20 protein-coding genes are annotated in these 22,864 nt (G+C 59.2%); 10 read left to right on the top strand and 10 right to left on the bottom strand.

Annotation, left to right across the window (positions count from 1 at the left end):
- Positions 1-154 precede the first annotated feature (154 nt).
- The 5 genes from CRO62_RS20690 to CRO62_RS20670 form a co-directional block, all read right to left on the bottom strand.
- Positions 155-967: an ABC transporter permease gene (locus CRO62_RS20690; RefSeq protein WP_003515157.1), complete on the bottom strand. Its 813-nt coding sequence runs from the start codon at positions 965-967 to the stop codon at positions 155-157.
- A 4-nt stretch (positions 968-971) separates the two neighbouring features.
- On the bottom strand, positions 972-1,880 hold the full coding sequence (locus tag CRO62_RS20685) for an ABC transporter permease subunit (protein ID WP_003515156.1): 909 nt from the start codon (positions 1,878-1,880) through the stop codon (positions 972-974).
- Positions 1,881-1,891: 11 nt separating this feature from the next.
- Positions 1,892-3,049 (bottom strand): ABC transporter ATP-binding protein, encoded by a 1,158-nt coding sequence (locus CRO62_RS20680; RefSeq protein WP_097101560.1) that lies wholly within the window; start codon positions 3,047-3,049, stop codon positions 1,892-1,894.
- Positions 3,050-3,228: 179 nt separating this feature from the next.
- Positions 3,229-4,326 carry a polyamine ABC transporter substrate-binding protein gene (locus CRO62_RS20675; protein ID WP_003515154.1) on the bottom strand — a complete coding sequence of 366 codons (1,098 nt, stop codon included), beginning with the start codon at positions 4,324-4,326 and terminating at the stop codon, positions 3,229-3,231.
- 151 nt (positions 4,327-4,477) lie between these two features.
- Positions 4,478-5,893 (bottom strand): helix-turn-helix domain-containing protein, encoded by a 1,416-nt coding sequence (locus tag CRO62_RS20670; RefSeq protein ID WP_097101558.1) that lies wholly within the window; start codon positions 5,891-5,893, stop codon positions 4,478-4,480.
- A gap of 254 nt (positions 5,894-6,147) precedes the next feature.
- Between CRO62_RS20670 and aceA the strand changes: the two genes are divergently transcribed.
- The gene (aceA, locus tag CRO62_RS20665; RefSeq protein WP_097101556.1) at positions 6,148-7,437 is read left to right on the top strand and encodes an isocitrate lyase; all 1,290 of its coding nucleotides are present in this window, start codon (positions 6,148-6,150) and stop codon (positions 7,435-7,437) included.
- A gap of 83 nt (positions 7,438-7,520) precedes the next feature.
- On the top strand, positions 7,521-7,778 hold the full coding sequence (locus tag CRO62_RS20660; protein WP_097101555.1) for a hypothetical protein: 258 nt from the start codon (positions 7,521-7,523) through the stop codon (positions 7,776-7,778).
- A gap of 6 nt (positions 7,779-7,784) precedes the next feature.
- On the opposite strand, the gene CRO62_RS20655 is transcribed toward CRO62_RS20660, so the two are convergent.
- Positions 7,785-8,657 carry a LysR family transcriptional regulator gene (locus CRO62_RS20655; RefSeq protein WP_097101552.1) on the bottom strand — a complete coding sequence of 291 codons (873 nt, stop codon included), beginning with the start codon at positions 8,655-8,657 and terminating at the stop codon, positions 7,785-7,787.
- Positions 8,658-8,740: 83 nt separating this feature from the next.
- Between CRO62_RS20655 and CRO62_RS20650 the strand changes: the two genes are divergently transcribed.
- On the top strand, positions 8,741-9,088 hold the full coding sequence (locus CRO62_RS20650) for a hypothetical protein (RefSeq protein WP_162686717.1): 348 nt from the start codon (positions 8,741-8,743) through the stop codon (positions 9,086-9,088).
- Between the two features lie 110 nt (positions 9,089-9,198).
- Here CRO62_RS20650 and CRO62_RS20645 read toward each other — a convergent pair whose 3' ends face one another.
- Positions 9,199-10,380: an NAD(P)/FAD-dependent oxidoreductase gene (locus CRO62_RS20645; protein ID WP_097101548.1), complete on the bottom strand. Its 1,182-nt coding sequence runs from the start codon at positions 10,378-10,380 to the stop codon at positions 9,199-9,201.
- A gap of 129 nt (positions 10,381-10,509) precedes the next feature.
- On the opposite strand from CRO62_RS20645, the gene CRO62_RS20640 reads away from it, so the two are divergent.
- The 7 genes from CRO62_RS20640 to CRO62_RS20610 all read left to right on the top strand — a co-directional run bounded on the left by CRO62_RS20640 (position 10,510) and on the right by CRO62_RS20610 (position 19,448).
- Entirely contained in the window at positions 10,510-11,946 is a 1,437-nt protein-coding gene (locus tag CRO62_RS20640; RefSeq protein WP_013635499.1) for a glutamine synthetase family protein, read from the top strand.
- Between the two features lie 10 nt (positions 11,947-11,956).
- The gene (locus CRO62_RS20635; protein ID WP_097101546.1) at positions 11,957-13,243 is read left to right on the top strand and encodes an NAD(P)/FAD-dependent oxidoreductase; all 1,287 of its coding nucleotides are present in this window, start codon (positions 11,957-11,959) and stop codon (positions 13,241-13,243) included.
- Between the two features lie 26 nt (positions 13,244-13,269).
- Positions 13,270-13,620 (top strand): hypothetical protein, encoded by a 351-nt coding sequence (locus CRO62_RS20630; protein WP_097101544.1) that lies wholly within the window; start codon positions 13,270-13,272, stop codon positions 13,618-13,620.
- A gap of 137 nt (positions 13,621-13,757) precedes the next feature.
- Positions 13,758-15,233, top strand: a complete 1,476-nt coding sequence (gene zwf, locus CRO62_RS20625; RefSeq protein WP_003515142.1) for a glucose-6-phosphate dehydrogenase — start codon at positions 13,758-13,760, stop codon at positions 15,231-15,233.
- A gap of 10 nt (positions 15,234-15,243) precedes the next feature.
- Complete coding sequence (gene pgl, locus CRO62_RS20620; protein ID WP_097101542.1) at positions 15,244-15,942, top strand: 6-phosphogluconolactonase; 699 nt, start codon at positions 15,244-15,246, stop codon at positions 15,940-15,942.
- A gap of 123 nt (positions 15,943-16,065) precedes the next feature.
- Entirely contained in the window at positions 16,066-17,886 is a 1,821-nt protein-coding gene (gene edd / locus CRO62_RS20615; RefSeq protein ID WP_003515140.1) for a phosphogluconate dehydratase, read from the top strand.
- Between the two features lie 194 nt (positions 17,887-18,080).
- On the top strand, positions 18,081-19,448 hold the full coding sequence (locus CRO62_RS20610) for a metallophosphoesterase (protein WP_097101540.1): 1,368 nt from the start codon (positions 18,081-18,083) through the stop codon (positions 19,446-19,448).
- Positions 19,449-19,469: 21 nt separating this feature from the next.
- Here the strand turns inward: CRO62_RS20610 and CRO62_RS20605 are convergent, their stop codons facing one another.
- The 3 genes from CRO62_RS20605 to CRO62_RS20595 form a co-directional block, all read right to left on the bottom strand.
- Positions 19,470-19,826: a hypothetical protein gene (locus tag CRO62_RS20605; protein ID WP_050923858.1), complete on the bottom strand. Its 357-nt coding sequence runs from the start codon at positions 19,824-19,826 to the stop codon at positions 19,470-19,472.
- Between the two features lie 255 nt (positions 19,827-20,081).
- Positions 20,082-21,170, bottom strand: coding sequence for an ABC transporter ATP-binding protein (locus tag CRO62_RS20600; protein WP_097101538.1), 1,089 nt, complete (start codon positions 21,168-21,170; stop codon positions 20,082-20,084).
- Positions 21,171-21,191: 21 nt separating this feature from the next.
- Complete coding sequence (locus CRO62_RS20595; RefSeq protein WP_097101536.1) at positions 21,192-22,847, bottom strand: alpha-glucosidase family protein; 1,656 nt, start codon at positions 22,845-22,847, stop codon at positions 21,192-21,194.
- Between the last annotated feature and the right edge of the window lie 17 nt (positions 22,848-22,864).

Genomic DNA, 22,864 nt, shown 5'->3' with positions numbered 1-22,864 from the left:
CCAACTCCTATTAACAAGCGGTTAAAACCAAAATCGATCAATTACCGACGATAATTCCTATTTTGAGACCGTAAAAGTAAAAAACTAAATTACAGTTTTCTAATTTTATCGACGCCTCAACAGTAACGCGTAGAAATCGAAGAGGAATATTCGATCAGTTGCGCGCGGCTGCGTGTTCGTCCTTCATCCGCTGTAGTTCCGTGCGTTTGGAGGCGATGGAAGCGACAATCACGCCGATTGTGACAAGCCCGATAAGGATCGTGCAGATGGCGTTGATCTCAGGTGTGACGCCAAGACGAACCTGCGAATAAATCTTGATCGGCAGCGTCGTTGCACCTGGACCAGTGGCGAAACTTGCGATCACGAGATCATCGAGCGACAGCGTAAACGCCAGCATCCAGCCGGCGATGACGGCCGGGAAGATCAGCGGCAGGGTAATTTTGAAGAAGGTCTTGACCGGCGGGCAACCGAGATCGAGCGCTGCTTCCTCGAGGCTGCGATCAAAGGTCAACAGGCGCGACTGCACGACGATCGCCACATAACACATGGTGAAGGTGGTGTGGGCGATGACCACCGTCCAGAAGCCGCGATCCACCCCAACGGCCACGAACAGCAGCAGCAGCGACAGACCGGTAATGACCTCCGGCATGACGAGCGGCGCATAGATCATGCCCGAAAACAGCACCCGTCCCGGAAAGCGCGCAAAGCGCGTCAGAGACAGCGCCGCCAGCGTTCCGAGGATGGTGCCGATGGTGGCGCTCAAAATACCGACACGAAGCGTCACCCACGCTGCATCCATCAGCCCCTGGTTCGACCACATGGACTTGTACCACTGCAGCGAAAATCCGCCCCAGACGGTGACCAGCTTCGAGGCATTGAAGGAATAAACGATCAGGATGATGATCGGGATATAGAGAAAGGCAAAACCGAGGGTCAGGACGGTGATGTCGAATTTTCCGCGTTTCATGGCCTCACCCGACTTTCTTCTGCTGGTTCTGGAAGATGGCGATGGGCACCACCAGCAACAGTAGAAGCAGCACCGCAACGGCGGATGCCAGGGGCCAGTCGCGGTTGCCGAAGAATTCCGTCCAGAGCGTCTTGCCGATCATCAGCGTCTGCGCACCGCCAAGCAGATCGGGAATGACGAATTCGCCGGTTATCGGGATGAAACAGATCATCGACCCGGCCACCACGCCCGGCAGGGACAGCGGGAAGGTAATCTTCCAGAAGGCTTTCCAGGGCGGGCAACCCAGATCGGCCGCCGCTTCCAGAAGCGTATTGTCGAATTTTTCCAGCGCCGAATAAAGCGGCAGCACCATGAACGGCAGATAGGAATAGACGATGCCGATGAAGATCGCCGTCTCGGTGCGGAAAATATTGACCTGCTGGTCCGGCCCCAGAAAACCGAGCCATTGGAACAGCACCGTCAGCAGACCTTCGGGCTTCAGAATACCGATCCAGGCGTAAACGCGGATCAGGAACGAGGTCCAGAACGGCAGGATGACCAGCATCACCAGCGTCGGGCGGATGGATGACGGCGAACGCGCCATGGCAAGAGCCATGGGATAACCGATCAGCAACAGCAGGAAGGTGGAGATGAATGCGATGCGCAGCGACGAGAGATAGGCGTCGATGTAGAGCGGGTCTTCCGTCAGAAACAGGTAGTTTTCGAAATCCAGCTGCGAGAAGAATGCGCCAAGCTTCGAAAACCCTTCGAAGACTGGCGTATAGGGCGGCATGGATATCGCCGTATCCGAAAGCGATATTTTGAAAATGATGAAAAAGGGCGCTGCAAAAAACAGCATCAGCCAGAAATAGGGAACCGCGACGACCAGCCATCGCCAGGGACTTTGCCGGTTTTCAGGAGTGGTGATCGCCATAAAAGCCTCCCTCAGCGCGTTAGCACAAGACCGGAATCCTGTTTCCAGTTCAACCACACCATATCGCCGAAGGTGATCGGGCGATCCACGAGACGCGAGACATTCGCCTGCGCTGCACGGATGACACGGCCATCGGCAAGCTTGACGATGAACACCGAGAAGTCACCGAGATAGCCGATATCCCAGACTTCGCCATAAGCGGAATTGACGGCGCTGTCGGTGGGTTGATCGAGCGAGATGCGGACCTTTTCCGGGCGGATGGCGAAAGCCACCCGGCTTCCGGTGACAGCGGCGCATTCCTGCTCCACCGCAACTGGCAGCCCGTCGCAATCGAGCGTCACCAGTCCCGGCTTGCCGATATCGGACGCGTTAGTGACGACATTGGCGTCGAAAATATTGATGTCGCCGATGAAATCCGCCACGTAACGGCTGTTCGGCGCCTCGTAGATCTCGGCAGGCGTTGCTACCTGCACCACAATGCCCTTGTCCATGACCGCGATCCGGTCCGACACCGTCATTGCCTCTTCCTGGTCATGGGTGACGATCAGAAAGGTGAGGCCGAGATTGGTCTGGATGTCCATCAGCTCGAATTGGGTTTCCTCGCGCAGCTTCTTGTCGAGCGCACCGAGCGGTTCATCCAGCAAAAGCACCTTCGGCCGCTTGGCAAGCGAGCGGGCAAGCGCCACGCGCTGCCGCTGGCCGCCAGAAAGCTGGCTCGGCTTGCGCTTGGCAAACTCGCTGAGCTTGACGAGCCGCAGCATTTCCTCGACCCGCGAGGATACTTCTGCCTTGAGCAGACCGTCCTGCTCCAGACCGAAGGCAATGTTCTTCTCCACCGACATATGCGGGAAAAGGGCGTAGGACTGGAACATCATATTGGTCGGGCGCTTGTAGGGCGGCACGCCGGAAATATCCTTGCCCTGCAGGAGAATACGCCCATTGGTCGGTTCCTCGAAACCGGCCAGCATGCGCATCAGCGTGGTCTTGCCGCAGCCGGAAGGACCGAGCAGCGAAAAGAACTCCCGCTCGTAAATATCGAGCGTCAGATTATCGACGGCGACGAAATCGCCAAACCGCTTGGTGACGTTTTCAAAACGGATGAAGGGAACCGCATCGGGATTGTCCCAAGGGCTAAATTTGCGTTTGACCGGCCCCAGAGTTTTCGCCATTCACCCTACCCTCAAATCCCGTTGATTTTGTAGATTTGAGCATCGGATTTCCCGAAAACCGCGTCACACTTTTCGGTCCGATGCCATGAGGCGGGCAGCGCCGGCAGGTTGCGTGACCTGCCGGCAAGGTATCAGAGAAACAGGCCCGCCGGCCGTTTCTCAACCAGCGCGCGGAGCTATCAGCTACCGGTCTTTATCTGCGTCCAGACGCGGTTCAAGACACGCTGTTCCTTCGGTCCGTAGGGCGAGATGGTGAAGAGCTTCTTCATCGTCTCAGCATTGGGGTAGACCGCCGGGTTCTTGGCAACCGACGGATCCATCAGCGCCTGCGAGGCAAGGTTGCCGTTCGCATACTGAACATAGTTGGACGCCTTGGCGATGACTTCCGGCCGCATCAGGTAGTTTATGAAGGTGTGAGCTTCCTCGACATTCTTGGCATCCGCCGGGATGGCAAGGTTGTCGAACCACATATAGGTGCCTTCCTTCGGGATGACGTAGTTCACCTCGACGCCGTTCTTCGCTTCTTCGGCACGCTTTTTGGCCTGAAGAATGTCACCCGACCAGCCGATCGTGATGCAGCTGTCACCATTCGCCAGCTCGTCGATATAGGCGGAGGAGTTGAAGGTCTTCACAAAGGGACGGATCTTCGAATAGACGGCACCGCCCGCTTCCAGATCGGCTGTTTCCTTACTGTCCGGGTTCTTGCCGAGGTAATTCATCGCGATGGCGAAGGTCTCGTCCGATGCATCGAGAATATTGATGCCACAGGATTTCAGCTTTTCGGCATTTTCCGGCTTGAAGAGAATATCCCAGCTGTCGACCGGAACATCGCCGAGAGCCGCCTTCACCTTGGCGACGTTATAGCCGATGCCTGTTGTGCCCCACATGTAGTTCACGGCATATTCGTTGCCGGGGTCGTATTTCGCCAGACGCTCGGAGACATCCGGCCACATGTTCTTCAGATTCGGCAACTTGGACTTGTCGAGTTTCTGGAAAACACCGGCATTGATCTGGCGGGCGAGGAAGGGGCCGGTCGGCACCACCACATCGTAGCCGGAGCTGCCGGCCAGAAGCTTCGTTTCCACGAGTTCGTTGCTGTCGAATACATCGTAAACGACCTTGATGCCGGTTTCCTTGGTGAAATCGGTGAGGATCGATTCGTCGATATAATCCGACCAGTTAAAGACGTGAACGACCTTCTCCTGGGCCATTGCCGAGCCTGCAGCAACGAGCGCCGTCGTGAGAGCCAAAGTGAAACGGAGCGAACGGTTTTTCATGATTTCTCCTGTTAACGCATCCTCGTGACGGAAGCGTGATCCCCTTTTTTAGTGAGACTAGAAAGGAAAACAAAAGGGAGCAAGCGGGAAATGTGCAGCACAGCATTTTCAACCGAATGTGTTCCACCGGAAAAAAAGTGATGCGAAACCTCTACTGGAAGTCGAAAACACTAAGACCGGTCACCATTTCGTCCAGACCGAGCGGCCTCGTCAGCGGGGCTTCCGCCCGCGACAGACAGCCCTGCCTTTCACACAGCCGGCACGAGGGACCAATGGCAATCGTCGGCCCACCTGCGCCGGCAGCCCCATAAACCGTCTCCCCGGCCTGGGCGAGATCACAGCCCAGAAGCACGGCCGTTCGCCGCACCCTTTCGCCGAAACCGGCCTGCGGGCCTTCAAGCGTGCGCGACACCGTCAGGAAGGCGTCACCGTCAGGCATCTCCACCGGCTCCACCAGCACCTGCCCCGGCTGGGCAAAAGCTGCGTGGATATTAAGACGCGGACAGAGGCCACCAAACCGTGCCCTCGGGAACCCACCAGCGCCCGCAAGACGGAAACGGTTGCCGGCATTGTCAATCTCCATCAAAAAGAACGGGATTGCCGCAGCCGTCGGCCGTTGCAGGCTGACGAGCCTGTTGGCGGCCTGCTCGAACGACACGTTGAAGCGTGATCGCAGGACATCGAGATCGTATTTCGCGCGCTGGGCGGCACTCAAAAACGCACCATAGGGCATCATCAGGGCATGGGCGGCATAACGCGCCAGCTCGAAGCGGGCGATGCGCCGTGCCTCCTCCCCCTTCAGGCCAAGCGTCTCCAGCTCAGCGCCAATCTCCTCGCGAAGCGCCAGAAGACAGGTTTCCATCGCCATTTCCCTGAGCTGATCCGGCTGCGACAGGCGCTCGGACAAAAACAGCCGCATGGAATGGCGGTCATAACGCCGCCGCAGATTGGGCATGGCATGGACCGGCAGAGTTCTGACCACGATACCGTGGTTTTTCTGAAGCCATGCGCGAAGGCCCGCGGCGAGATCTTCGCCCGCCGACAATTGCTTGTGGAGTTCTTCTGCCGCCGCATCGATGGAATGGACATAGGCCGGCCGGTTTTCAAAGACGTGCCGCACCTCGTCTATCGGCAGGCGGGTGGAGGAAAGCGCCGTCTCGTGTCCCTCGCGCGCCAGAAGATCCGAGAGGTCGGAAAGGCGCTGCGCCTGTTCCCGATACGCCCTGTACAGCTTGACGACGCCACTTGCCGCATTGGGCGCGGCATCTGCCACCTCGATCAGCTCCTGCGGCGACGGCACCTCGCCCACCAAGAGCGGATCGGCGAAGACCTCGCGCAATTGCCCGGCGGAACCGGCACTCTCGCCTTGCAGGTCGTCCAGATCCACCTTGTAGACTGAAGCAAGCTTCAAGAGCAGTTGCACGGTCAGCGGCCGCTGATTGCGCTCGATGAGATTGAGGTAGGAAGGCGAGATCGCCAGCGCCTCGGCCATGGCCGTTTGCGTCAGCGCCAGACCGTTGCGAATACGACGCACGCGCGGGCCAGCAAAAATCTTGTTTTCCGACACAGCGTTAACCTCACATCGAAAGACTCATACAAGCCTGTTACAAAATCGCCGGGCATGCCGCTTTTACAAAATTTACAATTTTACAGCTCCACCCTGTCATGCACACTACAGGATAACCTCTTTCAAGTCACTGTTTTTATGTTTATTCTGGCGCTCTAACTCTCGAAAATGTAAATGTAGTCACATCGAACGGCGCTTCACACAGTTGAAGACAGCACATTTCTAAAACCGCATTTGTCATGGGAGAGAGAAGTATGACGGATTTTTACAAACTTGTTCCGGGCGCACCGCAGGGACGCTTCGACGGCATTGAGCGCACTTATACCGCCGCCGACGTGGAGCGGCTGCGCGGCTCCGTTGAAATCCGCCATTCGCTGGCCGAGATGGGTGCCAACCGGCTGTGGAAGCTGATCAACGAAGAGAATTTCATCAATGCGCTCGGCGCGCTTTCCGGCAACCAGGCCATGCAGATGGTTCGCGCCGGGCTGAAGGCGATCTATCTTTCCGGCTGGCAGGTTGCGGCAGATGCCAACACGGCCTCCGCCATGTATCCGGACCAATCGCTCTATCCCGCCAATGCGGCCCCGGAGCTTGCAAAGCGCATCAACCGCACCTTGCAACGGGCAGACCAGATCGAGACGGCAGAGGGCAAGGGCCTTTCGGTCGACACGTGGTTCGCGCCGATCGTTGCCGATGCGGAAGCCGGTTTCGGCGGACCGCTCAACGCCTTCGAGATCATGAAGGCATTCATCGAGGCCGGTGCAGCCGGTGTTCACTATGAAGACCAGCTGGCATCTGAAAAGAAGTGCGGCCATCTCGGCGGCAAGGTTCTGATCCCCACGGCGGCGCATATTCGCAACCTGACGGCGGCACGACTTGCAGCCGACGTCATGGGCGTGCCGACGCTGGTCATCGCCCGCACAGATGCGGAGGCCGCCAAGCTTTTGACCTCTGACATTGACGAGCGCGACCAGCCCTTCGTTGATTACGATGCCGGCCGCACCGTCGAGGGTTTTTATCAGGTGAAGAACGGTCTTGAACCCTGCATCGCCCGTGCAGTGGCCTATGCGCCCTATTGCGATCTGATCTGGTGCGAGACCTCCAAGCCAGATCTCGAGCAGGCGCGCAGGTTTGCCGAGGGCGTACACAAGGTGCATCCCCGCAAGAAGCTTGCTTACAATTGCTCGCCGTCGTTCAACTGGAAAAAGCACCTCGACGACGCGACGATTGCCAAGTTCCAGCGCGAACTCGGGGCAATGGGCTACAAGTTCCAGTTCATCACGCTGGCCGGCTTCCACCAGCTGAATTACGGCATGTTCGAACTGGCGCGCGGCTACAAGGACCGGCAGATGGCGGCCTATTCCGAGCTTCAGGAAGCGGAATTCGCGGCCGAGGTTAACGGCTACACCGCCACCAAACACCAGCGCGAGGTCGGCACCGGCTACTTCGACGCCGTGTCGCTGGCAATCTCGGGCGGCACGTCTTCGACCACCGCCATGAAGGAATCCACCGAGCACGACCAGTTCCGCCCGGCGGCGGAATAAACCGTAAAACTGCCCTTCCCTTGAACGGGAAGGGCTTGCAAATCGCATCAAGAACCCCAACCAATAAAGAGAGGAGAAATGCCATGAATGCCAATAACCCCATCAAGACCCACGTCAAGGAACGCGCCGAGGAGCAGTCCTCCGCCATGACGCAGGATCAACAGGTCGCCATCCGCATGCTTGCCAACGATCTGCACCGCCTCAACCAGGCCGTCATGAAGGCAGTCGAGGCCGGTGTTTCCGTTGAACTCGTCCGCTCAGCCCGCCATCACGGCGGGGGCGGCAACTGGGGCGATCTTCTGATCCCGGTCATCGTCGCGCAGGGAAGTGCTGCTGCGTGACACCGCTCATGCCGGACGGCTTTTTCGTCCGGCGTACAAATCGGAATGTCGCTTGATGAGACGCGTCATCCGGTCCGCCACCGTCCGTATATCGCGGCGGTGGCGATCGTCATTGTTCATGACGATCCACTGATTGTGGCGAAGCGCTTCGATTTCGTCACCTTCACGCATCAGCCGCGCATCTGCATCGCCCACGAAACATGGCAGCACGGCAACCCCTGCTCCGGCCAGCGTGAGATCCAGCAGTGCCGTCGGCCTGTTGACGGTCACCACGATATTGTCCCGCCGGTTTTCATGCGGCCAGCGCAGGTAGGCGGAAATGGCGTTTTCTTCCGCCACCGCCAACCACCGGTCTGAAACGGAGCTGGCGGCGTTTCGCAGCCTGTAGGGCGCATAGGCCACCTCCCCCGTCTTGATTGCAGCGAGGTTGCGTTCCTCGGGCTCGAAAGCGCGAATGCCGATATCGTTTTCGCGATGTGCGAGAGACGCCCTCTGTTCAGCAATAAAAAGGTCGATGCGGAAATCGTCGCGATCCGTGCAGATGGCGGAGAAATTTACTGCCAGCAGCCAGGCATTCCAGGTGCCGACAGCAATGCGCACGACGGAAGAGGCCGACGACGCCTTTTGCCATCCCTCGATATCCTTTGCCGCGTTTTCCATCGCCTGAAGACGGTCAAACAGCGCGCGGCCATCCGGTGTCAGCGCGTATCCCGTCTGGCTGCGTTGGAACAGCGCCTTGCCGATACGCCCCTCCAGTTCGACCATGCGTCGCCCGATAGTCGCAGGGCTCAAACCCGTCAGCGCCGCAGCACCCGTAAGGCCGCCGCTGCGTGACACATCGACGAAAAGTTGGTATGAATCCCAAGTGACGTTTTTCATTTATGAAAAACGTAGCGCATTTTCTTGCGCAGATAAAACAAAAAACGGCGTGCATCATGGCCCTCCGCAACATGGAGAGTGACATGCACGTATTTTATTCAGCATTGGCCATCATCGAAAGCCAGACGCCGCGCACGCGGCGGGAAGCCATCCGGCAAGAAGAGAAATTCTATGCCGATATGGCCGAGGCATCCTGGCCGTGGCGGCTTTTTACCGCGATTGCTGCAAGGGCGAAAGCGAAGAGCCTGACCTTAGTAAAAAAGGGCGATCAGGGCAGCCACGGCACCGGCTGCGATTGCAGTCAGGCGAAAGGCCAACTGCCTGCTCTCGCTTTCGGCGCGGGCGATGGCAATGGCGCGAGGGCGGCGATGTGCGGATCTGTTCATGCGCGGGCTCCTGACGAAAAACTCAACCGACCCATGCCCTGTTAAGAGCCTCCAGCATGACATCATGTACAGCGGAACCACAACGCGATCCGGCTTTGCTGGCATTCTGTCAGGATGACTCCGTGCCCATTAACAAGGTGTTAATACGAGCGGTTTCAGGCGAATTCACCTGCTGCCTGACCGGAGGCCCAGGCCCACTGGAAATTATAACCGCCCAGCCAGCCGGTCACGTCAACACATTCGCCGATGAAATAGAGGCCGGCCACGGTTTTCGCTGCCATGCTGCGGGAATCGAGGCCGGTCGTATCCACGCCGCCAAGTGTGACTTCTGCCGTGCGATATCCCTCGGAACCGGCTGGCTTGATCTGCCAGTCCTGCACCTCATTTGCCAACGTCGCCAGAGCTTTGTCGGACATATCGGCAAGATTGCCGGTGAGGCCGGATTTTTCGACCACGTGCTGCGCCAGCCGTTTCGGCAGGATTTCCGCAAGAGCGGTCTGCGCGGACTGGCGGCCGTTCTTCTGTTTCGCTTGCCGGAGCAAGCCGACGATATCGCTCGCCGGCTCGAGTTTCAGACGGATCGTGTCGCCCTCCCGCCAATAGGAGGAGATTTGCAGGATTGAGGGGCCGCTTAGGCCCCGATGGGTAAACAGCAGTGCTTCGTTGAACGCCGTTTTGCCGTGGGAAATTTCGGCTGGCACGGCAACACCGGCAAGGGGGCTCAGCCTTTCCAGCGCCGCAGGATCAAGCGTCAGCGGCACGAGGCCAGGGCGCGTCTCGATGAGCGACAGGCCGAACTGCTCGGCCATCTGGTAGGCAAAACCCGTCGCACCCATTTTCGGGATCGACTTGCCGCCCGTTGCGACCACAAGGCTTTCCGCCTCGATGACGCCGCCGGAGGTCGTCACGCGAAACCGGCCGACATCATGGGCGACATCAGAAACGGCGGTTTCGAGCCTCAACTTCACCTTTGCAGCTTGCATTTCGCCAAGCAGCATGCGGATGATGTCCTTGGCGCTATCGTCGCAGAACAGCTGCCCGAGCGTCTTTTCATGCCAGGCGATACGATGTTTTTCGACCAGAGCGATGAAATCACGCGGTGTGTAACGGGCAAGTGCGGATTTGGCGAAATGCGGGTTGGCGGAGAGATAGTTCTTCGGCCCGGCATGGATGTTGGTGAAATTGCAGCGGCCGCCGCCGGAGATACGGATTTTCTCGCCCGGCGCCTTGGCGTGGTCGAGGATGATGACGGAGCGGCCGCGCTGACCGGCGCGGACGGCGCACATCATGCCGGCAGCCCCCGCCCCCAAAATCAGCACGTCACATTTGTCTGCCATAGTTGTTTTCCGTTTGCTTCTCCCTTTCCTCTTTTCGAAGTGTCGCCCGTTGTCAATGGCGCTTTCCCCCTCGCCAATTGCCAAACTCCGGTTATGATGGCGCCAGTCGAAACACAGACCCGGTGATACATGCCCCCGAAGAAAACCATGCTCCGCCCGAAGAAACAGGCAACCATGGCAAAGAAACCTCCCCTCGACCTTTCCTCTACCCGTGGCGTTTCCTCCTGGCGCGAAGCCTCGCAATGGTTGAGGGCGCGCGGTATCGAGGATATTGAATGCATAACACCCGATCTTGCCGGGGTTGCGCGTGGCAAGATGATGCCGACGGCGAAATTTACAGGCGACACCTCGCTTGCCCTGCCCTCCGCGCTCTATCGCCATACGATCTCGGGCGAATATCCGGATGAGACGGCAAACTTCCGCTATGAGCCGCGCGACAGCGACCTGAAGCTGGTGCCTGATCTTTCCACGCTGTCCGTGGTGCCATGGGAAAGCGACCCGACCGCGCAGGTGATCTGCGATGTCGTGGATGCCGAGGGTAATTTCGTTCCCTATACGCCGCGCAACGTGCTGAAAAACGTGCTTTCGCTTTATACGGAAAAAGGCTGGAAGCCGGTCGTCGCGCCGGAAATCGAATTCTACCTCGTCGCCATGAATGACGACCCTGACTATCCGCTGCATCCGCCGAAGGGCCGCTCCGGACGCTCCATCGTCGGTGGGCAGAGCTATTCCATCGCCGGCATCAACGAGTTCGACGAACTGATCGACGATATCTATCACTTCTCCGAAAAACAGGGCCTCGAGATCGATACCCTGATCCACGAGGAAGGCCCGGCCCAGCTGGAAATCAACCTGCGCCATGGCGATCCGATCGAGCTTGCCGACCAGGTGTTCCTGTTCAAGCGTACGATCCGCGAAGCAGCATTGAAGCATGGCATCTACGCCACCTTCATGGCCAAGCCCATGCAGGGTCAGCCGGGTTCGGCCATGCATATCCATCAGTCGGTGGTGGAGATCGACAGCGGCCGCAATATCTTCTCCAACAAGGACGGTGGCCCTTCCAAGGAGTTCTTCGCCTTCGTAGGCGGCATGCAGCGTTATGTTCCGAACGCGCTGGTGATGCTTGCTCCTTACGTGAATTCCTATCGCCGCCTGACACCTGACATGGCTTGCCCGGTCAACAATGCCTGGGGTTACGACAACCGCACAACGGCTTTCCGCGTGCCGATTTCCAGCCCGCAGGCAAGGCGTGTCGAAAACCGCCTGCCGAGTTCGGATGCCAATCCCTATCTCGCGCTCGCCGCTTCGCTTGCCTGCGGCTGGCTCGGCATCGTCAACAATATCGAGCCGACCGAACCGACCGCCGATACGGCCAATGAAGGCTCCATCGACCTGCCGCGCGGGCTGCTGGAAGCCGTGGCGTTGCTGGAAGGCGAAGAACAGTTCGAGCGGGTGTTCGGCCATGAATTCGTCGGCCTTTATGCGGGCCTGAAGCGCGGGGAATTCGAGACATTCATGCAGGTCATCAGCCCATGGGAGCGGGAATTCCTGCTTCTCAACGTGTGAGGACTGAAGCATGACGTGGCAAAGCCCGATAGCGCCGGGGATTTCCTGGTATCAGGCAAGCGCCCAGGAGCGGCCGGAATATCCGGCGCTCGACGGGTCGAAAGCAGTGGACGTCGCGATCGTCGGCGGTGGCTATACCGGGCTTCAGGCCGCCTTTAATCTTGCCGCCAACGGTGTCTCCGTCGCCTTGATCGAGGCACATCGTTTCGGCGACGGCGCATCCGGCCGCAACGGCGGGCAATTCGGCACCGGGCAGCGCTCGTTTCCCGACGAGCTGGAAGACGAGATCGGCTTCGAGCAGTCAAAGGTACTGTTCGATATCGCCGAGGATGCCAAGCATTACGTCCTCAACTTCGCCCGCGATCACGGCATCGACATGGAGTATCTGCCCGGGCAGCTCTATGTGGCGCACAAGGCTGCTTACGAAGACGATTACCGCAAAAGCGTCGATGCGATGAACAATCGCTACGGCTATCCGCATATTTCCTACATGGAGCGGGCGGACGCACGCAGACGTGTCGGCTCCAGCCATTATTTCGGCGGCACACGCGATACCGGCACCGGCCATATCCATCCGCTGAAGCTGCTGGTCGGACTTGCGAAAGCCGCAAAAGAGGCGGGCGCCGGCATCCATGAAATGACGCCCGCCAAATCCATACGCCAGGCGGGCGGCAAGACCATCATCGAAACGCCCTCCGGCACGCTGACCGCAACGCGGGTCCTGATTGCGACCAACGCTTATATCGGCAATCTGGAACCGGTGACAGCGGCCCATATCATGCCGATCCGCTCCTTCATCGGCGCGACCGCACCGCTTGACGCTTATCCCGACATCATTCCCGGCAAGGAAGCCGTGGCCGATTCCCGTTTCGTGGTGCGCTATTTCCGCAAGACGGTCGACAACCGGCTGCTGTTCGGCGGACGCGAGGCCTATACGGCCGATACGCCGCGCGACATTTCCAGCCATATTCGCCGGCAGATCGCGGAAATCTATCCCGAACTCGGAAATGTCGAGATCACCCATTCCTGGGGCGGCTCCGTTGGCATCACCCTGCCACGGCGGGTGTTCGTGCGGGAAGTCATGCCGGGGGTCACCTCTATCGGCGGTTATTCCGGACACGGGGTGATGCTGTCGAACTATTGCGGCAAGCTCTATGCCGATCTCGTTCTCGGCAGACAGGATATGCTTGCGCCATTCGCGCGGTTGAAGGTTCCGTCCTTCCCCGGCGGTGCGTCGCTGCGGGCACCGCTGCTTTTCCTGGCGCTCTCATGGTACGCATTGCGAGACAGGTTTTAGGAAATCCGCCCACCTCTGGAGATCTTATGGAAAGACCTAGCGACAGGCTTGTAACGATTGCGACCGGTTACGGGATGGCGGAAACCGCCGTGACGTGTTCGTTTCTGCGCGCCTATGGCATCCACACCACCGTGCCCTCGGCCCATATCGTTTCCGTGAACTGGCATTTGACCGTCGCTTTCGGAGGCATGGAAATCCGGGTGCCGGAGTGGCAGCGGCATGAGGCAAGACTGCTGCTGGACAGTATAGATGCCTCGCACGAGGTCGATGAGCCATCACCGCGATCATGGATGGGGAAAATCGCAGCAATCGTCGTTTTTTTCTTTTTTTCCGTTCCGCCGCCGGCCAAAGGCTTGTTCAAGAACCCTGCTTTCTAGCCGGCATCACTCAATGACAATCGGTACGGGTTTTCGACCCGCGAAACCAAAATTCATAATTTCACATAACTGAGACTGGCATTTTTAAATCGATTAGATTATGGATGCCCCAACCCTTGAAGATCGAGAGTATCGATATGAGCAGTCAGATCATTCCTGTTGAAGCTTTTGATTGTGTCGTTTTCGGCGGCACAGGCGATTTGGCAGAGCGCAAGCTTTTGCCGGCCCTTTATCACCGTCAGGTCGAAGGCCAGTTCACGGAGCCGACCCGCATCATCGGCGCGTCGCGTTCGGTCATGAGCCATGAGGAATATCGCAAATTCGCGCAGGACGCGCTTAAGGAGCATCTGAAGGCGGGCGAATATGATGATGCGCAGGTTGCGCTGTTCCTCAACCGGCTTTTCTACGTTCCCGTCGACGCAAAATCCGGCAACGGATGGGACGTGTTGAAGAAGCTGCTCGATGAGGGCAAGGAGCGCATACGCGCCTTCTATCTCGCTGTTGCGCCCGGCATTTTCGGCGATATCGCCGACAAGATCCGCGAACACAAGCTGATCACCCGCTCGACCCGCATCGTAGTCGAAAAGCCGATCGGCCGCGACCTTGCCTCGGCGCAGGAACTCAACGACACCATCGGCCATGTCTTCAAGGAAGAACAGATCTTCCGCATCGACCACTATCTCGGCAAGGAGACGGTGCAGAACCTGATGGCACTGCGTTTTGCTAACGCGCTTTACGAGCCGCTTTGGAATTCCGCCCATATCGACCACGTGCAGATCACGGTCGCAGAAGCTGTCGGCCTTGAGGGTCGCGCCGGATATTACGATACGGCCGGTGCGTTGCGCGACATGGTGCAGAACCACATTCTGCAATTGCTTTGCCTCGTTGCCATGGAGCCGCCCGCTTCCATGAACGCGGAAGCCGTGCGTGACGAAAAGCTCAAGGTTCTGCGCTCGCTGAAGCCGATCAACACCAGCAATGTCGAAAAGCTGACGGTTCGCGGCCAGTACCGCGCCGGCGCTTCAGCAGGCGGCCCGGTGAAAGGTTATCTGGAGGAGCTGGAGGGCGGCGTTTCCAACACGGAAACCTTCGTCGCCATCAAGGCCGAAATCGCCAACTGGCGCTGGGCCGGCGTTCCTTTCTACATTCGCACGGGAAAACGCCTTGCGACCCGCGTTTCGGAAATCGTCGTCACGTTCAAGCAGATCCCGCATTCGATCTTCGACGATGCGGCCGGCAAGATCGAAGCCAACAAGCTGGTCATTCGCCTCCAACCGGACGAAGGTGTCAAGCAGTCGCTGCTCATCAAGGATCCTGGCCCGGGCGGCATGCGTCTGCGTCAGGTCTCGCTGGACATGAGCTTTGCCGAAGCCTTCAACGTGCGCAGCCCCGATGCCTATGAGCGGCTTTTGATGGATACCATCCGCTCCAACCAGACACTGTTCATGCGCCGCGACGAAGTGGAAGCGGCCTGGGACTGGGTCGATCCGATCCTCAAGAGCTGGGAAGAGCTGGGACAGGGCGTACAGGGTTATACTGCCGGAACCTGGGGTCCGAGCGGCTCGATCGCACTGATCGAGCGCGACGGCCGCACCTGGCACGACGCTGACTGAGGGCGCGGGTATGAGCGAAACAATCCATGTCTTCGACACAGCCGCTGAACTGGCGAAAACCCTGGCGGCGGATGTTGCCGCGCGTCTCGACGCGGCAACAAAAGAATACGGAACGGCAAGCATTGCCGTTTCGGGCGGTTCAACGCCCAAGCTGTTCTTCCAGGCGCTTTCCCATCATGATCTCGACTGGAGCAACATCAGCGTGACGCTGGTGGACGAACGGTTCGTGCCGCCGGAGAGCGAGCGCTCGAACCACCGGCTGGTCAGCGAGAACCTGTTGCAGGACAAGGCGAAGGCGGCCTATTTCGTGCCGCTGTTCCAGCCCGCGGCCTCGCCTGAGGATGCAGCGACGCTTGCGACCGTCAAGACCGAGGCGATCTGCGATCCTTTCGATGTCGTCGTGCTTGGCATGGGAACGGATGGGCATACGGCATCGTTCTTTCCCGGTGGCGACAATCTCTACGAAGCGCTCGACCTTGACGAACCGCGCGGCGTTTTGACCATGGCGGCGGAAACCGCGGGGGAAGAACGGTTGACGTTCAACTTCTCCAGCCTTCACGATGCAGGTTTTCTGGTGCTCCACATCGAAGGCGCAGCAAAAAAGGCGACGCTTGAAAAAGCACAGTCGGGCGAGAATGAGGACGAAATGCCGATCCGCGCCGTGCTGAACCGGGCAGAAACAGCCGTGGATATTTACTGGGCGCCATAACTGGATGCGGTTGCCGCGCAAGCGGCCCCGCGACAGCGCCCGACGACACAAGACGAAAACACGATAACCGGTCCTTCATCTCCCGGAACGCCGGTTCTCGACCAACGAACAGGATGAACGCTCATGTCCGCCGATTCCCGCATTCAGGCCATTACCGCCCGCATCGTCGAACGCTCCAAGCCTTACCGCGAGACCTATCTCGAGCGGCTGCGGCTGCAGGTTTCGAAGGGGGTTCATCGCTCCACTCTCTCCTGCGGTAACCTCGCGCATGGATTTGCGGTCTGTTCCCCCGCCGACAAGGACCTCCTTGCCGGCGACCGGGTTGGCAATCTCGGCATCATCACCGCCTATAACGACATGCTGTCGGCGCACCAGCCCTACGAGACCTTTCCGGCAATCATCCGCGAGGCCGCAGCGCAAGCCGGCGGCGTGGCGCAGGTCGCGGGTGCCGTGCCTGCCATGTGCGACGGCGTAACCCAGGGCCAGCCGGGCATGGAGCTCTCGCTGTTCTCCCGTGATGCCATCGCCATGGCTGCCGGCATCGGCCTGTCGCACAACATGTTCGACGCCGCCGTCTATCTCGGTGTCTGCGACAAGATCGTTCCCGGCCTCGTCATCGCAGCGCTTTCCTTCGGTCACCTGCCCTCCATCTTCATCCCCGCCGGGCCGATGACCACCGGCCTGCCGAACGACGAGAAATCCCGCATTCGCCAGCTTTATGCAGAGGGCAAGGTTGGGCGCGCCGAGCTGCTGGAGGCGGAGTCCAAATCCTATCACGGTCCCGGCACCTGCACCTTCTACGGCACGGCAAATTCCAACCAGATGCTGATGGAGATCATGGGTTTCCACATGCCCGGCTCGTCCTTCATCAATCCCGGCACGCCGCTGCGCGACGCGCTGACACGCGAGGCCGCCAAACGGGCGCTCGCCATCACCGCGCAGGGCAACGAGTTCACGCCTGCGGGCGAGATGATCGACGAGCGCTCTATCGTCAACGGCGTCGTCGGCCTGCACGCGACGGGCGGCTCGACCAACCACACCATGCATCTGATCGCCATGGCGCGCGCAGCGGGCATCATCCTCACCTGGCAGGATATTTCCGACCTGTCGGATACTGTGCCGCTGCTCGCCCGCGTCTATCCCAACGGTCTTGCGGATGTGAACCATTTCCACGCCGCCGGCGGCATGGGCTTCCTCATCAAGCAGCTTTTGAAACAGGGCTTCGTGCATGACGATGTCCGCACCGTCTTCGGACAAGGGCTCGAAGCCTACACCGTGGATGCAAAGCTTGACGAAAACGGCGCAGTGACCCGCGAGCCTTCACCTGAACAGAGCCACGACCCCAAGGTTCTCGCCAGCATCGAAACGCCGTTCCAGCCGACCGGCGGCCTGAAAATGCTGACCGGCAATCTCGGCAAATCAGTCATCAAGATCTCCGCCGTCAAGCCCGAACGCCATATCATCGAGGCGCCCGCGATCGTCTTTAACGACCAGCAGGAGCTTCAGGATGCCTTCAAGGACGGCAAACTCAACCGCGATTTCATCGCTGTCGTCCGCTTCCAGGGCCCGAAGGCCAACGGCATGCCGGAACTGCACCGCCTGACACCGCCACTTGGCGTGCTGCAGGATCGCGGCTTCAAGGTGGCGCTGGTGACGGACGGACGCATGTCTGGCGCTTCCGGCAAGGTGCCGGCCGCCATCCATGTCACGCCGGAAGCTTCCGAATGCGGCCCGATCTCGCTCATCCGCGATGGCGATATCATCCGTCTCGACGCCATTTCCGGAACGCTTGAAGTGCTTGTTCCAGCCGCCGAGCTGGCAAAGCGCGAACCGGCGCGCGCCGACCTTTCCGCCAACGAATGGGGCATGGGCCGCGAACTTTTCGCCCCGTTCCGCCGTAATGTCGGTCCTGCCGACCAGGGCGCCAGCGTTCTGTTCCATTGATCGCCCGGAGGCGAAGGCCGGATTCGGCCTCGCCTCCGCAACCTCTCGGCATGACCTGCACAACCCGCGCTGAAACCGCTTTATTTCCCGTCTCTTAAACGCCAAACTTGTCATGCGGCTGTGATGATCGCCCTATAGGGGCTTCTCAGCCAGCCGCGGGACGATGACGCAGTTTCAAGATGATGGGGCCAGACATGACGATTTTCTCAAGCAAACGCCGTGACGTGCTGAAGCTTATGGCTGGCACCGCCGCCATACTGCCGCTGATGGTGGTGGCAACACCGGCGGAGGCGCAGGATGTGGCCCTGCGTGCAATCGTGATTGCCGATCTGCATTCGGCCTATGAGCGCATCGGGCAGCTCCTAGCGGCCATAGAAATGCGCATCGCGGCTGAAAAGACGCCCCACATTATTCTTCTGAACGGCGACCTGTTCGAAACCGGCAATGCGGTGGCGACACGGTCGTCCGGCGAAATCGAGTGGACGTTCCTCTCGGCGCTCACCAGGCTCGCGCCCACCGTCATCAATATCGGTAACCATGAGCCGGATATCGATAACGACCTCGCAAATTTCGTCAGTCGTGCCCGTGCGCTCGGCATCACCGTGCTGTCCAACATCATCGACAAGCGCAGCGGCGCACCCTACGCACCGGCCAGTGCGGAGGTGAGGGTGGGCGGACGGACGGTCGTTGTTGCGGGCCTTGCCACCAACGCGATCAATACCTATCCGAAGGCCACGCGTGAGATGCTGGATATTCCGCAGCCTGTGGAATGGGCCAGGGCGAATCTGCCGGCAATCGTCAAGCCGGAGGCGATCAACATCGTTCTCAGCCACGCCGGTGTTGTTGCCGACCGCGATATCCTGCCATTGCTGCCTGATGGCACCCTGCTGGTCGGCGGCCACGATCACCTGAACTTCGTGCATGAACAGGGTGCGACGCGCTATGTCCACACGGGCTCATGGTGCACGTCCATGGCCATTGCCACGATCCTGACCGCCGGCAAGGCGTCGACGATCGAGACCGTTGCCATCGACCGCGACGCCCCCTCCTCCCCGGCGCTCAAAGGCCTGATCGAACAGACACTCGACAAACATCTGACGGCAGAAGAGAAGGCAGTGGTCGGCAAAACGGAAAAGGCGATGACAGTTGACGAGGCCGGACGCCGTGTGGCGCAACTGATCGCCGCAAAAACCGGCGCGGATGTCGGCTTCATCGGCCACACCTCCTTCGGCGCTGGCCTGCCACAGGGTGATATCCGCCGCTACGATTTCAACGCCTCGCTGCGTTTCGACGGCAAGCTGATGGTGACGGAAGTGGATGGCGAAGCGCTTGCGCAAATCCTCAAGCGCTGCAACCAGGACGGCGACATTCCGCTTGCTGACCGCACCGGCGATTATCTCTACGCCATGCCGGAAAAACCGGTCGCGAGAGAGCGCTACAAACTGGTCTGCAACGACTGGTCCGCCACCAACCAGAAATCCTATTTCGGCCGCAGCGATCTTACGTTTGCGGAAGTGCCGGATGTGAAGCTGAAGCAGACGGTTCTGGGTGGGCTTTCCTGAAGCCGGAGATTCTCCAGCCCCTCAAAAAGACCGGATATCGAGCTTCCGGTCCTTGTGCGCCGGATGCGTGCTGAACACGAAAATGCGGTCGAGTTCCTTTTGCGTCAGCATGCGCAGGAAACGGACGTGGATTGTGTTGTTGGCGTTGACGCGCAACATAACGCAGCCGATCTTGTTGATGCGGGCGTCGGGAATATCCAGATAGAACTGGTTCGGAAGATTGTATTTCGTCAGCAGTGCCAGCACGGCCTCGGTCTGGGAAATGCGAATGACGTCGCAACGGCGAGCGGCCATATGCATGACGGCCTTCTCGGTATATTCGATGCGCGCCGCATTCATGGTGTCTTCCATGCGAAACCGGCCTTCGCGGTCGTACATGAAGGATTCTTCCTTGGTCAGGTAACTGTTCTTGATAACACCCGCACTGCTCTGCACGCCCCGACCTCCATGCTCTTTCAACGTCTCCAAGATTAAAACGTAGTCTTTAACAATTCATATCAGCGTCACCTTAAACAGACCGAAGACGGAACATTTTCGGCATTTTTCCACAGCGGCAAAACATCATGAAAAAACCCCGGAACGGGGACGTTCCGGGGCATGTTTCCTGAAGCTCACCGGCCAATGTCTCCGCAACTATCTGCGGTAGTTCTTTCCCTCGGCATCAAAGAGATGGAGCTTTGCCTGTGGTGCCGCAAAACGCAGGGTCTGACCCTTGGCGACGGATACGATGCCCGGCACCTTGACGATGATCGGCTCCTGCCCCTTGGGCGCTTCGAGATAAAGCAGGGTTACTTCACCGAGAGCCTCGACGATCGCGACTTTTCCCTCGAAAAGATAATCGTCGCCGGTAACGATGCTCAAATCCTCCGGCCGGACACCGAAGCTCGCGGCCTTGCCCTGCTCGGTTGCAGGCGTGGGAACGACGACGTTCAGCGTCTTGCCGCCGGCAAGTTCGATCGAGGTCCGCTCTCCGGCTACGGCAATTTTTGCAGCAATGATGTTCATGGCGGGCGAGCCGATGAACCGCGCCACGAAGAGGTTGGCGGGGTTTTCGTAAAGGTCCAGCGGCGGGCCGACCTGCTCCACACGACCCGCATTCAAAACGACGATACGGTCGGCCAGCGTCATCGCCTCCACCTGATCGTGGGTGACGTAGATCATCGTCGTATCGGCCATCTGCTCGTTGAGCTTGGCGATTTCGATGCGGGTTGCGACACGCAGCGCGGCATCGAGGTTCGACAGGGGTTCATCGAACAGGAACACCTTGGGATTGCGGCAGATGGCACGGCCAATGGCAACGCGCTGGCGCTGGCCGCCAGACAGAGCCTTGGGCAAGCGCTCCAGATATTGCGTCAGCTGCAGGATTTCGGCAGCGGCGCGCACGCGGCGGTCGATCTCCTGCTTGTTTTCCTTGGCGATCTTCATGCCGAAGGCCATGTTGTCGTAAACAGTCATATGCGGATAAAGCGCATAGGACTGGAACACCATGGCAATACCCCGGCGCGAAGGCGGGATTTCATTGACCAGCTGGCCGTCGATGAACATTTCGCCGCCGGTGATTTCCTCCAGACCCGCAATCATGCGCAGCAACGTCGATTTTCCGCAGCCGGACGGCCCGACGAAAACGATGAATTCGCCCTGTTCGATCTCCAGATCGATGCCGTGCAGGACTTTCACCTGCCCGTATGATTTGCGGATATCCTTGAGAACGAGACTTGTCATGGGTTGTTCCTCCCTGCTCTATCAGGCGTAACGGGCGAAGAAAGCGCCCCATGCCGGAAGTTCTACGCTTCTGCCGTCCACACCGCTTGCAAAGCCGTGGCCTTCGAGAACCTCCCAGTTCCCTTCCGGCAGCGTCGCCTTTGCCGGTGTCGCAGACAGATTGAAGAGGCACAGAACGGTTTCGTTGCCGAGCGTGCGGGTGTAGCTCAGCACATCGCCCTCCACTGGCTGGAATTCGATGCCGCCCTTGGCAAAAGCGGGATGCTTCTTGCGGAAGGAAAGGAAGCGGCGGTAATGCTCCAGCACGGATGCCTCATTGCCCTGCTGGGCGCTGACGGCACGCTGCTTGTGTTCGGCCGGAATGGGCAGCCAGGTCTTGTCAGAGGTTGAGAAGCCGGCCTGCGCATGGCCCGCATCCCACACCATCGGCGTGCGGCAACCATCGCGGCCCTTGAATTCCGGCCAGAACTGGATGCCGTAGGGGTCCTGCAAATCCTCAAAAGCAATATCGGCTTCAGTAAGGCCAAGCTCTTCACCCTCATAGATGCAGACGGAGCCGCGCTGCGTCATCAACAGGGCCGAGAGCACCTTTGCGAAAGCGTCCTTTTCTTCGACATGCTCGCCCCAGCGGCTGACATGGCGAACGACATCGTGGTTGGAAAACGCCCAGCAGGCCCAACCTTCCGGTGCGGCCTTAGCAAAATCCGCCTGCACATCGGCAACACGCTGCGGAGTGAGCGCATCCGGCGCCAGGAACTCGAAGGCGTAGCACATCTGCATCTTGTCGTCGCCGGAGGTGTATTCACCGACGATTTCGAGACCGCGCTGGCTGTCGCCCACTTCACCGACAGCGGCGATATCCGGAAACTCGTCCAGCACGGCGCGGAAGCGTTTCAGGAAGGCGATGTTTTCGGGGCGGTTCTTGTCGTAGAGATGTTCCTGGAAATTGTAGGGATTGACCGCAGGTGCCGTGGAAGCATTGCGGCGCTCCGGCGCCAGTGCCGGGTTGTCGCGCAATTCCAGATCATGGAAATAGAAGTTGATGGTATCGAGGCGGAAACCATCGACGCCGCGCTTCAGCCAGAAGCGGGTGATATTGAGCAGTTCTTCCCGCACTTCCGGATTGTGCAGGTTGAGATCCGGCTGCGAGGTCAGGAAGTTGTGCATGTAATATTGCATGCGTGTGGGGTCCCACTGCCAGCCGGAGCCGCCGAAGATCGACAGCCAGTTGTTGGGCGGCGTGCCATCCGGCTTGCTGTCCGACCAGACATACCAGTCCGACTTCGCATTGTTGCGGCTGGCGCGGCTTTCCACGAACCACGGATGCTGGTCAGACGTGTGCGACATGACGAGGTCGATCATCACGCGGATACCGAGACGGTGCGCTTCCGCGATCAAGCCGTCGAAATCGGCAAGCGTGCCGAACATCGGATCGACATCGACATAATTCGAGACGTCGTAACCGAAATCCTTCATCGGCGAGGTGAAGAAGGGCGAAATCCAGATGGCGTCGGCGCCGAGACCGGCAATATGCGCCAACCGATCGGTGATGCCCTTGAGATCGCCGATGCCGTCGCCATTGGAGTCTTGATAGGAGCGCGGGTAGATCTGATAGATCACGGCGCCGCGCCACCAATCCTTGTTGGGCGTCAAAGCGGAAGTCACCGGAGCGGTCATAGTCTCATCCTGTCTGG

The organism is Rhizobium sp. AN6A, assembly GCF_900215635.1.
Taxonomy (GTDB): Bacteria; Pseudomonadota; Alphaproteobacteria; order Rhizobiales; family Rhizobiaceae; genus Agrobacterium; species Agrobacterium tumefaciens.
The sequence above is the reverse complement of the archived record's forward strand: the minus strand, read 5'-3'. Positions and strand labels throughout refer to the sequence as shown.

Bases quoted from the DNA above. Each gene is read 5' to 3' on its own strand.
- CRO62_RS20690 (WP_003515157.1), bottom strand. From the start codon at position 967: ATGAAACGCGGAAAATTCGACATCACCGTCCTGACCCTCGGTTTTGCC.
- CRO62_RS20685 (WP_003515156.1), bottom strand. From the start codon at position 1,880: ATGGCGATCACCACTCCTGAAAACCGGCAAAGTCCCTGGCGATGGCTG.
- CRO62_RS20680 (WP_097101560.1), bottom strand. From the start codon at position 3,049: ATGGCGAAAACTCTGGGGCCGGTCAAACGCAAATTTAGCCCTTGGGAC.
- CRO62_RS20675 (WP_003515154.1), bottom strand. From the start codon at position 4,326: ATGAAAAACCGTTCGCTCCGTTTCACTTTGGCTCTCACGACGGCGCTC.
- aceA (WP_097101556.1), top strand. From the start codon at position 6,148: ATGACGGATTTTTACAAACTTGTTCCGGGCGCACCGCAGGGACGCTTC.
- CRO62_RS20660 (WP_097101555.1), top strand. From the start codon at position 7,521: ATGAATGCCAATAACCCCATCAAGACCCACGTCAAGGAACGCGCCGAG.
- CRO62_RS20655 (WP_097101552.1), bottom strand. From the start codon at position 8,657: ATGAAAAACGTCACTTGGGATTCATACCAACTTTTCGTCGATGTGTCA.
- CRO62_RS20650 (WP_162686717.1), top strand. From the start codon at position 8,741: ATGCACGTATTTTATTCAGCATTGGCCATCATCGAAAGCCAGACGCCG.
- CRO62_RS20645 (WP_097101548.1), bottom strand. From the start codon at position 10,380: ATGGCAGACAAATGTGACGTGCTGATTTTGGGGGCGGGGGCTGCCGGC.
- CRO62_RS20640 (WP_013635499.1), top strand. From the start codon at position 10,510: ATGCCCCCGAAGAAAACCATGCTCCGCCCGAAGAAACAGGCAACCATG.
- CRO62_RS20635 (WP_097101546.1), top strand. From the start codon at position 11,957: ATGACGTGGCAAAGCCCGATAGCGCCGGGGATTTCCTGGTATCAGGCA.
- CRO62_RS20630 (WP_097101544.1), top strand. From the start codon at position 13,270: ATGGAAAGACCTAGCGACAGGCTTGTAACGATTGCGACCGGTTACGGG.
- zwf (WP_003515142.1), top strand. From the start codon at position 13,758: ATGAGCAGTCAGATCATTCCTGTTGAAGCTTTTGATTGTGTCGTTTTC.
- pgl (WP_097101542.1), top strand. From the start codon at position 15,244: ATGAGCGAAACAATCCATGTCTTCGACACAGCCGCTGAACTGGCGAAA.
- edd (WP_003515140.1), top strand. From the start codon at position 16,066: ATGTCCGCCGATTCCCGCATTCAGGCCATTACCGCCCGCATCGTCGAA.
- CRO62_RS20610 (WP_097101540.1), top strand. From the start codon at position 18,081: ATGACGATTTTCTCAAGCAAACGCCGTGACGTGCTGAAGCTTATGGCT.
- CRO62_RS20605 (WP_050923858.1), bottom strand. From the start codon at position 19,826: ATGTACGACCGCGAAGGCCGGTTTCGCATGGAAGACACCATGAATGCG.
- CRO62_RS20600 (WP_097101538.1), bottom strand. From the start codon at position 21,170: ATGACAAGTCTCGTTCTCAAGGATATCCGCAAATCATACGGGCAGGTG.
- CRO62_RS20595 (WP_097101536.1), bottom strand. From the start codon at position 22,847: ATGACCGCTCCGGTGACTTCCGCTTTGACGCCCAACAAGGATTGGTGG.